Raw genomic sequence first — 13,750 nt, forward strand, 5'->3', positions numbered from 1 at the left:
TAAATTTTTTATATTGACAGCGCCCCGTTCGATCTGAAATTGAGGTGCGCCAACCCACCCTTAGGGGTGAGTCCCCACCGAATTCATTTTTGAAGAGCCCCCTGTTCCCCGTTCTAACCGCCGGGACCTGAAAGGAACGTCCATGAAATTTCGAGGCCCCAGGCAGTGGATGGCGAGGAGCCTCGCAGCGGGGCCGATGGTGCCCCTGGCCTTGGGCCTGCTGCTCGGCCTCGCCTGCGGCGGCGGAGGTCCGAAGCCCGCGGCCGGCACGTTGACGGTAAGCAACCCGCCTCCCGGGAAGCCCACGCTGCAGTTCATCACGGGAACGGCCACCGCCGGGACGCCCCTGGTCGGCACGGTCACCCTCAAGGACAGTGCCGTCCCGCAGCACGTGCTCACCGACGCGTGCGGCGTGGACGGGATCTTCCATTTCCGCACGGAGGGGTTGAAAGCGCCGTTCATGCTGAAAGCGGAAGGCCAGGCCGGGGGTGTCCGGCGCGAGCTGTATTCGGCGGGCGATAGGAGGGATCTCGATGGCAACCTCAACATCACTCCCTGCACCGATGTGATCGTCGCGCTCGCGGCCCGGATGCCGGCCGCCGCCATCTTCGAAAAGGGCACCTTTTCGCGGCTCACCCGCACAGACCTGGAGTTCCAGACGGGTGTGCTCCGGATGGCGACGGCGCCGCTCCTGGCGCCCCTGGGGCTCTGCCCACCCCTGGACTTCCTGCATGACTCGATCCCGGCCGACCACACCGGTTCCGGCGCGCTGCTGGACGTGCTCCAGGCCTCCGGGGCGCGGGGCCTGCCGGTGGCGACCCTGCGCAATACGGTGAACGGCACGTCGGTGGGCTTTGACCTGGCGACCGGCGCCGTTTCAGGTCAGCTCAGCGACCTTGGCGTGACCGGGGCCATGGCCGCCTTCCAATCCATCCGCGCCGGCATCAAGCGCCTGGAGGACCTGTCCAGGACCGGCACCCCGCCCACGATGGCGCAGATCAGCGCACTGGGGTTCTTCGACCCGGGCGGCTTCCTCCAGGATGGCCTTTCGTTTCCGGACTGGGTGGACCGGGATCTGCGGCCCCGGTTGGCCGATGGCCTGCAGTTTCCGGCCATGACCCTGGTCTCCGTCGACGCCCGAAAGGCGATCGTTCGGTTCCAGACCCTCCCGCCAGCGAGCGGCCATTCCGTCCGGAATCTCGGCCCGTGGGTCTTCCACCGGGATCCCCTGGCGGAGACCTGGGTCTGCGTGGGGAACCAGCGGGACCTGGACGTCCAGCAGTTCGAGCCGATGGTGCGCTACAACGCCTCGGACGCCGTCCAGCCCATCCGGTCCGGCCTGTACCTCCACCTGGAGGACCCCAAAGGTGTGCTGGGGGCCAACGGATATGCGGTGCTCTCCGGCCCGGGAATCGCCAGCACGCCCTACACTCCCCCCATTTCCGGCGGGGGCGCCTTCGGACTCGGTCCCGGCCACCCGGACCCGTTCCTGGACCTCACCGAGGAACAGATCCTTGGGATTTCAGCGTCCGATTCCGTCTATTCCCTTGCGCTCTACTCCATGGCCCCCGGCGGGCCGGTCCTCGCGGCAACCTACGAACTGCCCCTGGTCACGCCGCCGATCCGCATCGCCGCGCTCAACGCGGCCTCCTTCGCCAACCTGGGTGCTTCCTCCATCACCCGGCCCATCAGGATTCCTGACGACTACGTGGCCATCGGTATCGAGGCCGTACTGTGGGATGACAAAGGTCATATCTTCGGCTACTGGGTTGATCTTGGTGTTAATAGTTCCGTTATTACGGATAGCTATACCATTCCCACCAATCCCATAGCGGATTGGACGATCCTACGCGGGATCGTGAGAATTCAATGCAAGGCTAAATATGCATACAGATTCACAATGGTAACCGACTCATTCTGACCGAACGATTCCCAAGAACCCGTTCGCAAACCCTTTGGTGAAGTCCATCCTGCTCCCATTCCTATCCGCCGGGACGTAAAAGGAAATTTCATGAAATTTCGAGACCCCAGGCCATGGTTGGCGAGGAGCCTCGCGACCGCGCCGATGGTACCCCTGGCCTTGGGCCTGGTGCTCAGCCTCGCCTGCGGCGGCGGAGGTTCGAGGCCCGCGGCCGGCACGATGACGGTGGGCAACCCGCCTCCCGGGAAGCCCACGCCGCCGTCCATCACGGGAACGGCCACGGCCGGGACGCCCCTGGTCGGCACGATCACCCTCAAGGACAGTGCCGTCCCGCAGCACGTGCTCACCGCCCCATGCGACGTGGACGGGACCTTCCGTTTCAACACGGAGGGGTTGAAAGCGCCGTTCATGCTGAAAGCGGAAGGCCAGGCCGGGGGTGTCCGGCGCGAGCTGTATTCGGCGGGCGATAGCTGGGATCTCGATGGCAAGGTCAACATCACTCCCTGCACCGATGTGATCGTCGCGCTCGCGGCCGGGATGCCGGCCGCCGCCACCTTCGAACAGGGCACCTTTGCACGGCTCACCCACTCGGTCCTGGAGTTCCAGATGGGCGAGCTCCAACTGGAGACGGCGCCGCTCCTGGCGGCCCTGGGCCTCAGCCCAACCCTGGACTACCTGCACGGCTCGATCCCGGCCGACCACACCGGTCCCGGCGCGCTGCTGGACGTGCTCCAGGCCTCCGGGGCGTGGGGCCTGCCGGTGGCGACCCTGCGCAATGCGGTGAACGGCACCTCTGCGCGCTTCAACCTGGCGACCGGGGTCGTTTCAGGTCAGCTCAGCGGCCTTGGCGTGACCGCGGCCATGGGCGCCTTCCAATCCATCCGCGCCGGCATCAAGCGCCTGGAGGACCTGTCCAGGACAGGCACCCCGCCCACGATGGCGCAGATCCGCGAACTGGGGTTCTTCGACCCGGGCGGCTTCCTCCAGGATGGCCTTTCGTTTCCGGAATGGGTGGACCGGGATCTGCGGCCCCGGTTCGCCGATGGGCTGCCGTTTCCGGCCATGACCCTGGTCTCCGCCGACGCCCGGAAGGTGATCGTTCGGTTCCAGACCCTCCCGTCAGCCGGCGGCCATTCCGTCCGGAGTCTCGGCCCGTGGGTCTTCCACCGGGATCCCACGGCGGAGACCTGGGTCTGCGTGGGGAACCAGCGGGACCTGGACGTCCAGCAGTTCGAGCCAATGGTGAGCTACACCCCCTCGGACCCCGTCCAGCCCATCCGGTCCGGGCTGTACCTCCACCTGGAGGATCCCAAAGGCGTGCTGGGGGCCAACGGATATGCGGTGCTTTCCGGCCCGGGAATCGCCAGCACGCCCTACATTCCCCCCGTTTCCGGCGCGGGCGCCTTCGAACTCGGCCCCGGCCAGGCGGACCCGTTCCTGGCCGTCACCGAGGACCAGGTCCTTCGGATTCCAGCGTCCGGTTCCGTCTATGCCCTTGCGCTCTACTCCATGGCCACCGGCGAGCCGGTCCTCGCGGCCACCTACGATCTGCCCCTGGTCACGCCGCCGACTCCCATCGCCGAGCTCAACCCGGCCTCCTTCGCCACCCTGGGCTCCACCGCCCCAGCGGGCAGCAATTCATCCATCACCCGGCCCATCACCATCCCTGACGACTACGAGGTCCTCGGCCTTTTGGCCTTCCTGTGGGATGACGAGAGTCATAAGTTCAGCTACCGGGTTAATTATTCGTCTGATGACACCGTTTCCAGGGATAGCTATACCATTCCCAGCGATGCCGTTGGAGGCCGGACGTTCTCACACGGCGATGTGAATATCTATTGCAAAAGGCGTAATAGGTACGAACGCAAGATGTTCTTCGACGAGTTCTAATGGCCCCTGCGGTTTGGACATTCTGGCGGTGACCCGTATTCCCTGCCGGTGGCCGCAGGTCATTGCGTCCGAATCCACGAGGAAGGGGCCGGCCCATGGGGTTCCGATCCATTGCGCCGACCCACCGGTACCGTCGGCTTCCGGTCCTCGCTGCGCTGCGGGCCGGGTCCTCCGGTTGCCGTAGCTCGGTTTTGGAGCAGGGGGGGGCTGGAACGAGGCCTGCCCTATCCATCGCCTGGCTCGCCGTGGCTGGCCTGGGCGCCGCCGGCATCTCCGTGGATTTCGACCTGGCGCCGCCGCCCCATAAATCCAGGGCCAAGCCTCCCGATGGCGGTCTCCATCCCAGGGAAACCCACGCTGCAGACTGATTCCATCCGATCGAGTACCCGGGGCGAACGCCTGGGACACGTGCGATTACTTGGCCGGGCTCCTGGGCCGGCACCGATGAATGAGCCTATTTTTCCGGGAAGATGAGCTTGCCGTTTGGCATGAAGACCATGGCCATGAACCGTTTTCCGGGAGAGGCGTGCGCCTGCCGCCAGCGTTCATAGGTGAAAAGGTCGTCGGTGTAATCGTTCTGCATCGTTTCGTAGAGGATCAAGTCCCCATCTTGGTTGATCTCCATCCAGGTTTCATAGGAATGATATTCCAGCACGCCCTGATCCCGGCCGACCTGCCAGGTGATTGCCCCATCGGGGGAGGTGATCCAGGCCTTTCCATCGCCGATCTCGAATATCAAGAGCGGATTGGCGTCGTTTGGGTATTTGCCCTCATTCAGGCGGGTTCGATCGGGTACCCAGAGCAGATTGGGATCGGCCTGGAGGATGGCCCCGGCCAGGAGCAGGGGGGCCAGCAGGATTCGGATGGGGTTCGGCATGCGTCCCTCGTGGATGGAGAGGTTGGGGAATGGGCTCCGGGCCGGGGCCTGGGGCCGCGCGGTCGCAGCCCGTAGCGGCGGATTCGGAGTGGGGGACGCCCGGCCCCTCTGGGCTTAAAGGTCTTTATTTGTGGCTCATTGTCAAGGGCCCGGACGCCTTGGCCGGGCCGGGCGCCCCGGAACCTTCCCCGCGCCCTGGGCATTTCCTCGCCAAGACCGCCGGAAACCCGCACCAGGCGGATGTGTGCGCCGGAACGGGCCGGCGGTCGCCAACCCCCTCACCAAGGAGAGAACCATGGCCACACCCCCCAACGCAACGAGCCTGCTCCACGAGGACCATCAGAGGGCCGAGGACCTGTACCAGAGGCTGGTGCAGGAGCCCTCCCCGGACCGCCAGGAGGACCAGGTCAAGGAGCTCCTTCAGGCCCTTGAGATCCATTCCTGGATGGAGGAGCGCCTGGTCTACCCGGTCCTGTCGAAGGCCTGCCAGGACGACACCATGGCCCAGCGCCTGGGCGAGGGGCATGGCGAAATGAAGCGCCTGATCAGCGATTTCCGGCTGAAGGGCGGGCTCCGCGGCCCCGATGGCCGGCGGATCCTGGGCCAGCTCATGGTCGCCGTGGAGGACCACGTGGCCGACGAGGAGGCGGAAGCCTTCCCGCTGCTGGCCCAGGCCGCCGCGCACAACGAGGAACTGGGCGCCGAACTGGCGAAGCTCAAGGGACGCATGGAGATGTTCCCGCCCTTCGCCCAGTCCATGGATCTGTCGGTGCCCCTGCAGGTGGCCTACAACCAATGGACCCAGTTCGAGGATTTCCCGCGCTTCCTCAGCAACGTCAAGGAGGTGACCCAGGCGGGTCCCACCCGGGTGCAGTGGCGCGCCGAGGCGGCCGGCAAGGACCTGCGGTGGACCTCCGAGATCTACGAGCAGACGCCCGATTCCCGCATCGCCTGGCGAAGCGTGGAAGGGTCCCTGAACGCCGGCTCGGTGAGCTTCCGGGCCCTGGACGGGGGTTCCTCGCGGATCCTGGTGGAACTCACCTACGAGCCCCAGGGCGTGATCGAGAACCTCGGCGCCCTGGTGGGCGTCTTCTCCCGGTACGTGGCCTCCAACCTCGAGAGCTACAAGGAGTTCATCGAACGCACCCGCGCGGAGAGCGGCGCCTGGCGGGGAAAGGTGTCGGGCAACCCCATGGATGCCCGGAAGAGCGGCGGGGGGGATGTGCGTCCCGGGGCGCTTTGAGGGGGTCCCGCGGGCCGGCCGGAGCCGGCCCGCGGGTCCGGGTCAGGGGGTGACGGTCATCAGGTTCCTCACGCGCCGCACGCCCTTGATGTCGGCCGTGAGCCGTTCCACCAGGGCCTTCTCCGAGGCGTTCCGGGCCTCGCCCCGCACGGTGACGACGCCCCGGTCGGTCTTCACGTGGGTGGCCAGGACGCGGGTGCCCCGGTGGGCCAGGAGCACCGCCTTCACCTGGGCGGTGACGGAGGCGTCGTCCACCTTCTCGGCCAGGGTCTTGGGCGGAGGGCCCACCCGCAGGTTGTTCTTCACCTCCCGGACCCCGTCCACGTTGGCCGCGAGATCCTGGGCCAGGCCCTTCTGGGCCGCGCTGCCGGTCTGGCCCGAGAGGGTGACCACGCCCTCGTGGGCCGTGACCTGGACGGTGGTTTCATCGACGTTGCGGTGGTAGCGCAGGGCCGTCTTCACCTTGGTGGCCAGCCACAGGTCGGGGGCGGTGCCGGACGCATCGGCCGCCACGACCAGCTTGTTGTCCACGGATTTCACCCCGGGGAAGTCCTGGACGGTCTCTTCCGCGAGGGTCCGGTGGAATTCGTTGGCCACCGTGCCCGCGAGGCGGACCTCCCCCCCGCTGGAGGACACGTCGATGGCGTCGCCCTTGAGGTGGACGCGGAAGTTGTACGAGTTGCGGATCGCGGCGGCGATCCGGGCATCGGAGGCGGGATGCGATGCCCCGAGGATCGCGGGGACGAGCATCAGGGTGTGCAAGGGAATCTTGGGCATGGCTGCTCCTGGATCCGGACGCGCCGGCACTGTCTCTGTGCCGGCGCCGCGCCATTGGTTCAGGCTAGCCTTGGTCCTGTCGACGCAGTGCGTCCAACCCTCGGCCTCCTCGGCGAAGGTGGAGGCTTTCCGTTGCTGCGGGCTCCGCCCGCAGCAACGATCCGGGGCCGACGTCCGGGACCCGTACGATTTCGTAGCCGGGATCCTAGCGGACGGACTCCAGGGCCTCCATCGCCCGGCCGGCCATTTCGTTCTGGAAGGCGGCGAGTTCGGCCGGGGTGCGGGGCTTCCGGAGGAACTGATCGGTGCGGTCGAAGATGTCCTTTTCCGCGGCCAGGAGCCTGGGCAGGAATCCCGTGCCTTCCCGGTTGTCGACCTTGGAGATGTTCATGTATTCCTGCTTTTCGGGGATGCCGTAGAAGGGGCGCTCGATGCGCTTGATGCGCATCGTCTGGGCCCACAGGGGGGCCTCCTTCTCCCCCTTCCAGAAGGGCTCGGGGGTGATTCCCGCGTCGGGCCACAGGGGAAGGCCGACGGCCGTCATCGGTTCTCCCGGGAGGATCCACATCATGGCCCGGGAGGCGGGGTCCCCGGGGTCCTTTCCCACCAGGACGACGGTGCAGGCGGTGTCCCAGCGGTTGATGGTGAACTTGTTGTGGATCCACCGTTCAGGCGCCGCGGGCCCTTCCCGGAACTGGGAATGGATCGGCGTGTGGAGGAACACGTGGCCGGTGTCCCGGGCGAAATCCCTGAAGATCATGCGCGGGGAGAGCTTGCCGGCAGGTACCTGCCGGGCCAGTTCCGTGGCGCGTTCGAAGCGCAGGTAGCCGGCGCCGGCATTCTCCTTGCCGCTCCGGGAGAAGTTCGTGAGCACCATGTAGCTTCCGGGGGCTTCGCTGGTATCGAACTTCTTGAATCCCTTGCTGTTGGCCTCATAGATGAAGGCCTTGCCGGCGGCGTCGAGCACGCCGAAATTGGCGGTCACGTTCAGTCCCGGGCCCTTCTCCGCGTTCAGGAGGGCCTCGAAATCCTCGACGGTGGCGCATTTCCGGAGGGCGAGCGCCATGATCACGCCCTCCTGGTTGCCGCCGTCGCCGACCAGCCCGTCCCGCTTCTGTAAATTGTAGGAGGCGGTGTTCATGATCGCGAAGCCCGCGGTGTTCACGCCGGCCCAGACGATGTGGCCGGAGGGTTCATCCTTGTCCACGACGGCGATGTAGCTGTGGGGCGCCTCCTGGACGTACACCACGCGGTTGGACAATTCCTTCGTGTCCCGGTTCTTCCAGATGAGCGGGCGATGGTTTTCCGAGGCCGCGGGCGAGATCACGGCGGCGGTGCAGTCCTGGTCCCCCTGGGCGAGGAGGGTAAGGGCTCCCAGCGCCAGGGCCAGCGTGATCCTCAAGGGGAATGCGAACGGTTTCATGGGATGTATCTCCATTGACCCAGGTGGCTAGAGCCGGTAGCCGACCATGATGCCTGCATAGACGGGGTTGTTGGGGTTGATGTTCTGCTTCTTCGCCTGGCTGGACTCCGAGCGCCATTCGGAAGCGGTGAGTTCCAGGCTGGCGAACCAGGTGGAGGTGATCGCCACATCGAACCCGGCCCGCCACCCGAGCTTCCATTGCTTGTTGGTCAGGGAATTGGTCTGGCTGAGCGTGCTCTGGCCGATGAAGCTGTGCAGGGCCGGCCCGGTGCGGAAGGCCACGGGGGTCCCCGCGATCTTCCCCCGGTACCAGACCATGTCCAGGCCGAAGCGCCAGGCGCTGACCGTGTAGTATTCCGGTCCCGTGGCCGTGGAATCCGCGCCGCTGATGCGGAAGGTGCCCACGTAGGGCACGAGGTCCAGCCCGAGATTCCCGGCGTTGGGCAGGTAGCAGGCCCCTTCGAAGCTGGGGGCGCTGGCCTTGCCGGTCATGCCGTGGAGCTGGCCCATGGACGTGAGCGCGAGGCCCGCCTTGATCTGGAGATGCGTGGTGTCCTGGCCGAAGACCCGGGCCGGGAGGAAGGCCGCCAGACCCAGCAGGGCCGCGGTGACGAGCTTTTCCATGTTCATGTTTTCCCCCTGCCTAGAAGCGAAGAATGACGTCGGCCGTCACGTAGCGCGCTCCGGTCCCATAGCTGGCCGTGCCCCAGGTCTTCGCCTGGCTGCCATCCATGCGGTATCCGTTGTAGATGTCCGCATAGGTCTGGTTGACCACGGATCCGGTGTTGCTGTTGGTGGTGTTGCTCAGCGAGTTGCCGTAGTAGTAGGTGCTGCTGCGCCCCGTCACCGTGGACTGGTAGAGGTGGTTGAAGACGTTGTTGACGCGGATCTGGGTCTCCAGCTCCACCTTGTTCATGAGCGCCACTTTGACGTTGTACTGCAGGTTCCAGTTGTAGGTGTCGGGGGCGGTGTACCGCCCCCGGCCGTTGGTGTAGATGGGGACGATGGTCGGGATATCGGCGCTGCTCGTGAGGCCGGGCACCATGGAGACCCCGATGGAGGCGCCGGAGGGACTGGTCGTCACCTTCGAGATGAGGCTTTCGTGGAAGCCCGAGGCGTAGGCCCCCTGAAGGGCGATGTTGGAGGACCACTTGCCCCGGGTCATGGCGTAGCTGATCTGCAGCCTCGCCGAGTGCTCCACGGAGTTGGGCAGGACGCCCGTGGGACGGAATTGGCTGTCCGTGTAGCCCATGGCCCGGTAGGATTCCCGGAAGTCGCCGGCGTTGGTGTAGCCCTGGTTGGAGGCCGAGCCGTTATCGTCGTTCCAGAGGTTGTTCCCGACGGTCCGGGCCCAGGTGTAATTGCCTCCCAGGGTCAGGCTCGGGGAGAGGGGCACCTGGAATTCGTACTCCACGCTCCGGAACATCTTGAATCCGTCCGGATCGTTCTTCAGGGTGCGCAGGTAGCTCTGCTGGGTGATGGAGGGATCCATCACGTTGTATATCTGGATGGTCTTGGAGATATCCGGTTCGGTGTAGCCCAGGTCCGTGTACTTGCGCTGGATCAGGGTCAGGCTCCACCAGCCGCCCTGGATGAGGTTGCGGCGGTAGCCGAGGGTCATCTCTGTGTTCAGTTCCGGCTTGAAGCCGGGGTCGATGCGGAAGGACTGGTGGTTCACGAAGGTGCTGCCCTGGGCCTCGTAGTTGGCCGCGTTGTGGATGGCGGCGTAGTCGACCAGGTAGGGGGAATTGGGGTTGCCGGTGGGGGCGGTGCCGATCCAGTATTTCTGGGTGGCCTGCTCCAGGCGGGTCACCACGAAATTGCGGTAGCTCCGGCCATTGACCAGCCCCCGGAACTGCCCGAAGGAGAAATTGAGGACGCGGGTCTGGTTGCCCAGGAGGTCGTACTTCACCTCGAAGCGGGGCGAAAGCGTCTTGGCGTCGGCCTTCACGCTTTCGGGATCGACGATCTTCAGGTGGTCGTAGCGGAGGCCCGCCATGACCGACCAGTGGTTGTTCAGGGTCCACAGATCGTTGATGTAGAAGCTGTCGTTGGGACTCCTGACCGTGGCGGATTCCAGGCCTTCGAGGACCTGCATGCGCGGGACCAGGGCCACGTTCACGTTGCCCGACCCCCCCAGGTTGGCGGCCGTGGCCGCCCTATTGAAGACGATGAACTGGCCGCCATAGGCCCCTCCCACCGAGGAGGCGATCTGGCCGGGAATGTAGTACCGGGTCGGGTAGCTGGGGCCGCGGCTGGGCGTGCCCCAGATGGGCTCCTGCCTCTCGAAGCCCGCATCGATGATGTGCTGGCCGTGCCAGTCCTTGAAGGCGTTGTAGTTGACCAGGATGCTGCGGATCTTCCGGCTATCGGGGGCCGTGTCGGCGGTGCCCCCGTCCAGAACGTAGGTCTTTCCCTGGTTGTACATCGAGATCAGGTTCGTGTTGCTGGCGGAGCCCGAATAGAGGGTGATCGGGGAATTGGGGCCCGCGAAGTACAGCGAATCGGAGCGGTTGACGCCGTAGCGGATCTCGATGATCTGGTTGTTGCCGAGGAGGCCGTGGTAGGAAAGGCCGTACAGCTGCTGGAAGAACCGGTCGTTGCCGGAAACGCCCGTCTGGGGATTGGATCCGACGGTGGTGGCGGCCTGGGTCTTGTTGACCTCGGAATACTTGTACTCCACCTGGTGGTTCTCGTTGATCTGGTAGAAGAGGGAGTACTGGTTGAACGTGCTGCCGGAGGTGAAGTACCGCGTCCCGCCCTCCTGGTAGGTCTCGGCCCGGTAGTTCACGCCGCCGAAGGGCACGTAGCCCCCGCCATTGGCCGTCACCTGGGTGGCCGTGGCGGAGGAGAGCACGTCGGGCGTCAGCCGGGTGCCGTAGGTGAAGGTCAGCCGGTTGGGGATGATGGGACCCGAGATCGTGATCTCATACGTGCGGTTCAGGCTGTCCACGTAGGCCGGATGGTTGGTGGCGTTGGGGACCCCGAGGCGGTTGTTGAGGGGGGTGTCGTTGGCCACCCAGGAGCCGTTGACGAAGGATCCGCCGGCCACGTCCCCGCCCTTGGAGAGCTTGGCCCGGATGGAGCCCTTGAATTCGTTGGAGCCGCGCCGGGTCACCTGGGAGACCAGGCCCGAGGACGTGTTGCCCGTCTTGGCGTTGAGGGGGGACTGCACCACGGCGGTGCTCTCGATGAGGTCGCTGAGGGTGAACATGTCCAGCCGGCCGCCGGAGGTGAGGCCGTCATAGGCCGCCATGCCGTCCACCATGTAGTTGACCCCTTGCTGGCCGCCGCCCCGGATGGAGATGTGGGTCATGTCCGTGCCGGCGACGCCCGGCGCCAGGGTCAGCACGCCGTAGGGATCGGCGCCCGTGAGGGTGGCGATGGTCTCCTGGCTGAAGGAGGTCTGCATGCCGGTTTCGGTCTTGTCCTTCTGGGTCGTGGAGGTGCCCACCACCTCCACGGTGGCCCCCTGGACCTTCTGGGCCCCCGCCTGGGAGTTGAGCTTCGCGTCCTGCTTGATGGTGCCGCCGGCCGCGATCCGCAATTCGATCTTCTTGCCGATGTAGCCGTCGGCCCAGACGGTGATCACGTAGTTGCCGCCGGGCAGCAGGGAGGCGCGGTACGAGCCGTCGGCCCCGGTCTTGATCACCCGCTCGCCCATGAGGGACGCGCCGGTGATGCGGACCGCGGCCCCGGCGATGGGCGCGTTCTTGTCGTCGGTGACGTGGCCCGTGATGGTGGAGGTCACCTCCTGGGCCCCCAGGGCCGAGGTCGCCAGGAGCATGGCCAGGGTCGTGAATCGGTTTGAAATGCGCATCTTCATTCCTCCTCTGCCGTTCCGCGGGTTAAAGGCTCATTCCGAGACTCAGTTCGAACGTGAATCCCCGGCGAGTCGTCTGGAGGGTGGCCGGCGCCTGGCCGGTGTAGGTGAAGGGCTGGTACGTGAGGCGGGTATAGCTCACGGACCGCACATTGAACTCCAGGCGGATTTCATCGGTGAGCCGGGTGGTCACGCCGGCGAAGGCGCCCAGGCCCAGCTTCGTCTTCTGGTTGGTGACCGAGAGGCTCTCGTAGTAGGGCTTTCCCCCCGCGGCGGGATTGGCGATGCCGGTGAGGGCCGTGGCATTGGTGATGGGATACAGGGTGCCGGAAACCTCTTCAGTGGCCGTGTAGTCGTCCAGCGCGAGGCCGGCCTGCCAATCCCAGGAGGCGGCGAGCCTGTCCCGGTAGCCGGCCCGGAGATTGAAGCCCTGGAAGCGGTTCTTGCGCATGTCGGCCGAGCCGTAGGCGCCGGAATTGATGGCGATGCGCACGGGCTGGCCGTTGTAGGTCGTGGAAGGCGCGGCGGGGTTGCAATAGAAGGTGCCGGAGGTGGGCATCCGGTCGAAATCCTTGCCCGGGAAGTACTCGAAGCCCAGGTCCAGGACCAGCCGCCCCCGGGCCAAGGGCACGGAGGTGCCCAGGGCGACGCCCATCATGGCCTGGGTTCCCAGGTCCGTGTAGAGATTGCCCTGGGTGAAGCCGCCCCGGAGCTTGACCTCGAAGTTGGACAGGGCGGATTCCTGGGCGGCGAGGCGGCCTCCGGCGCCCAGGATGGACAGCAGGAGAAGACCGGCCTGGACAATGCGTTTGGACATGGAACCTCCCATGGGAAAGAGAAAGCGGGCCTGTCGGCGCGGGCCGAACGAAGGTCTGGAGACGCGCTCCACGGCTCAGGTGCGGGGGGTGCGCGGATTCGCCAGGGTTGTGGATCGGTTGCTGTGGGTCGTGTAGTATTTAGTCAAGAATAGGTACCGGTTCGATTAAATCGGATTAATTCTCCCGGCAGCGCGATGGGCCCGCCGACCCTCCTGGCCCTGTTGCTTAAGCCACTTGTTTCCATGGGTATCCGCCCGGAGAAGGAAGCAGCATGATGCATCGGATCCTGATCGTGGATGATGACCCGGAGGTGCGGAACGTCCTGGTCAAGATCCTCCGCAGGGCCGGCCTCGGCGCGACCGTGGCGGAGAACGGGGCCCAGGGGCTCGAGATCCACCGCGCCCAGCCGGCGGACCTCATCATCCTGGACCTCATGATGCCGGCCATGGGCGGCTTCGAGGTGCTCCAGGCCCTCCGGCCCCGGGATGAAGTGGCCGTGCTCATCCTCACGGCGGAACGGCAGGAGCGGAAGCGCCTGGATGGCTTCCGCCTGGGGGCCGACGATTACCTCGTGAAGCCGTTCAGCGGAGAGGAACTGCTGGCCCGCATCCAGGCCATCCTTCGGCGAACGACCCGGCACAAGGAACCCGACGCCCTCCACTCCGGCCCCTTCGAATTCGATCGCATGAAGCGGGAGATGAAGCGGGACGGATCCTCGCTGGGGTTGACCCACGCCGAGTACAACATCGTGGAGGCCCTGCTCACGCATGCCGGCCACGCCCTTTCCCGCCCGGATCTGATCCGCCTGGCCTGGGCGGAGGGCACCCACCCCTCCGAGCGCACCGTCGACGTGCACGTGTTCAGCCTGCGCAAGAAGATCTGCCGGAGCAACGATCCCGGCTGGATCCAGACCTGCGGAAGCGAGGGCTACTGCTGGGTGAGCCCCGTCCGGATTCCCCGGCGCTGACCGGGAACGCC

Annotated in this window: 10 protein-coding genes; 4 read left to right on the plus strand and 6 right to left on the minus strand. The window is 65.9% G+C overall.

Annotated features, from left to right (window positions below; all coding sequences use genetic code 11):
* Positions 1-211: 211 nt before the first annotated feature.
* The gene (locus tag R2J76_RS06805) at positions 212-1,921 is read left to right on the plus strand and encodes a hypothetical protein (RefSeq protein WP_316415065.1); all 1,710 of its coding nucleotides are present in this window, start codon (positions 212-214) and stop codon (positions 1,919-1,921) included.
* A gap of 90 nt (positions 1,922-2,011) precedes the next feature.
* Positions 2,012-3,811 carry a hypothetical protein gene (locus R2J76_RS06810; protein ID WP_316415066.1) on the plus strand — a complete coding sequence of 600 codons (1,800 nt, stop codon included), beginning with the start codon at positions 2,012-2,014 and terminating at the stop codon, positions 3,809-3,811.
* Positions 3,812-4,265: 454 nt separating this feature from the next.
* On the opposite strand, the gene R2J76_RS06815 is transcribed toward R2J76_RS06810, so the two are convergent.
* Positions 4,266-4,688: a hypothetical protein gene (locus tag R2J76_RS06815; protein ID WP_316415067.1), complete on the minus strand. Its 423-nt coding sequence runs from the start codon at positions 4,686-4,688 to the stop codon at positions 4,266-4,268.
* 295 nt (positions 4,689-4,983) lie between these two features.
* On the opposite strand from R2J76_RS06815, the gene R2J76_RS06820 reads away from it, so the two are divergent.
* Positions 4,984-5,931 carry an SRPBCC family protein gene (locus R2J76_RS06820; protein ID WP_316415068.1) on the plus strand — a complete coding sequence of 316 codons (948 nt, stop codon included), beginning with the start codon at positions 4,984-4,986 and terminating at the stop codon, positions 5,929-5,931.
* 42 nt (positions 5,932-5,973) lie between these two features.
* Here the strand turns inward: R2J76_RS06820 and R2J76_RS06825 are convergent, their stop codons facing one another.
* From R2J76_RS06825 to R2J76_RS06845, 5 genes are all read right to left on the minus strand, one after another.
* On the minus strand, positions 5,974-6,708 hold the full coding sequence (locus tag R2J76_RS06825; protein ID WP_316415069.1) for a BON domain-containing protein: 735 nt from the start codon (positions 6,706-6,708) through the stop codon (positions 5,974-5,976).
* A 205-nt stretch (positions 6,709-6,913) separates the two neighbouring features.
* Positions 6,914-8,131, minus strand: a complete 1,218-nt coding sequence (locus R2J76_RS06830; protein ID WP_316415070.1) for a carcinine hydrolase/isopenicillin-N N-acyltransferase family protein — start codon at positions 8,129-8,131, stop codon at positions 6,914-6,916.
* Positions 8,132-8,158: 27 nt separating this feature from the next.
* Positions 8,159-8,761, minus strand: coding sequence for a hypothetical protein (locus R2J76_RS06835; protein WP_316415071.1), 603 nt, complete (start codon positions 8,759-8,761; stop codon positions 8,159-8,161).
* Positions 8,762-8,774: 13 nt separating this feature from the next.
* A complete protein-coding gene (locus R2J76_RS06840; RefSeq protein ID WP_316415072.1) occupies positions 8,775-11,951 on the minus strand; it encodes a TonB-dependent receptor in 3,177 nt (1,058 codons plus the stop codon).
* Positions 11,952-11,979: 28 nt separating this feature from the next.
* Positions 11,980-12,771, minus strand: coding sequence for a hypothetical protein (locus R2J76_RS06845; RefSeq protein ID WP_316415073.1), 792 nt, complete (start codon positions 12,769-12,771; stop codon positions 11,980-11,982).
* Positions 12,772-13,043: 272 nt separating this feature from the next.
* Here R2J76_RS06845 and R2J76_RS06850 point away from each other — a divergent pair, with 272 nt between their 5' ends.
* Positions 13,044-13,739, plus strand: coding sequence for a response regulator transcription factor (locus R2J76_RS06850; protein WP_316415074.1), 696 nt, complete (start codon positions 13,044-13,046; stop codon positions 13,737-13,739).
* Positions 13,740-13,750 lie beyond the last annotated feature (11 nt).

It is taken from the genome of Mesoterricola silvestris (genome assembly GCF_030295405.1).
Lineage (GTDB): Bacteria > Acidobacteriota > Holophagae > Holophagales > Holophagaceae > Mesoterricola > Mesoterricola silvestris.

Coding starts and splice junctions, on each gene's coding strand:
- R2J76_RS06810 (WP_316415066.1), top strand. CDS start 2,012: ATGAAATTTCGAGACCCCAGGCCATGGTTGGCGAGGAGCCTCGCGACC.
- R2J76_RS06815 (WP_316415067.1), bottom strand. CDS start 4,688: ATGCCGAACCCCATCCGAATCCTGCTGGCCCCCCTGCTCCTGGCCGGG.
- R2J76_RS06820 (WP_316415068.1), top strand. CDS start 4,984: ATGGCCACACCCCCCAACGCAACGAGCCTGCTCCACGAGGACCATCAG.
- R2J76_RS06825 (WP_316415069.1), bottom strand. CDS start 6,708: ATGCCCAAGATTCCCTTGCACACCCTGATGCTCGTCCCCGCGATCCTC.
- R2J76_RS06830 (WP_316415070.1), bottom strand. CDS start 8,131: ATGAAACCGTTCGCATTCCCCTTGAGGATCACGCTGGCCCTGGCGCTG.
- R2J76_RS06835 (WP_316415071.1), bottom strand. CDS start 8,761: ATGAACATGGAAAAGCTCGTCACCGCGGCCCTGCTGGGTCTGGCGGCC.
- R2J76_RS06840 (WP_316415072.1), bottom strand. CDS start 11,951: ATGCGCATTTCAAACCGATTCACGACCCTGGCCATGCTCCTGGCGACC.
- R2J76_RS06845 (WP_316415073.1), bottom strand. CDS start 12,771: ATGTCCAAACGCATTGTCCAGGCCGGTCTTCTCCTGCTGTCCATCCTG.
- R2J76_RS06850 (WP_316415074.1), top strand. CDS start 13,044: ATGATGCATCGGATCCTGATCGTGGATGATGACCCGGAGGTGCGGAAC.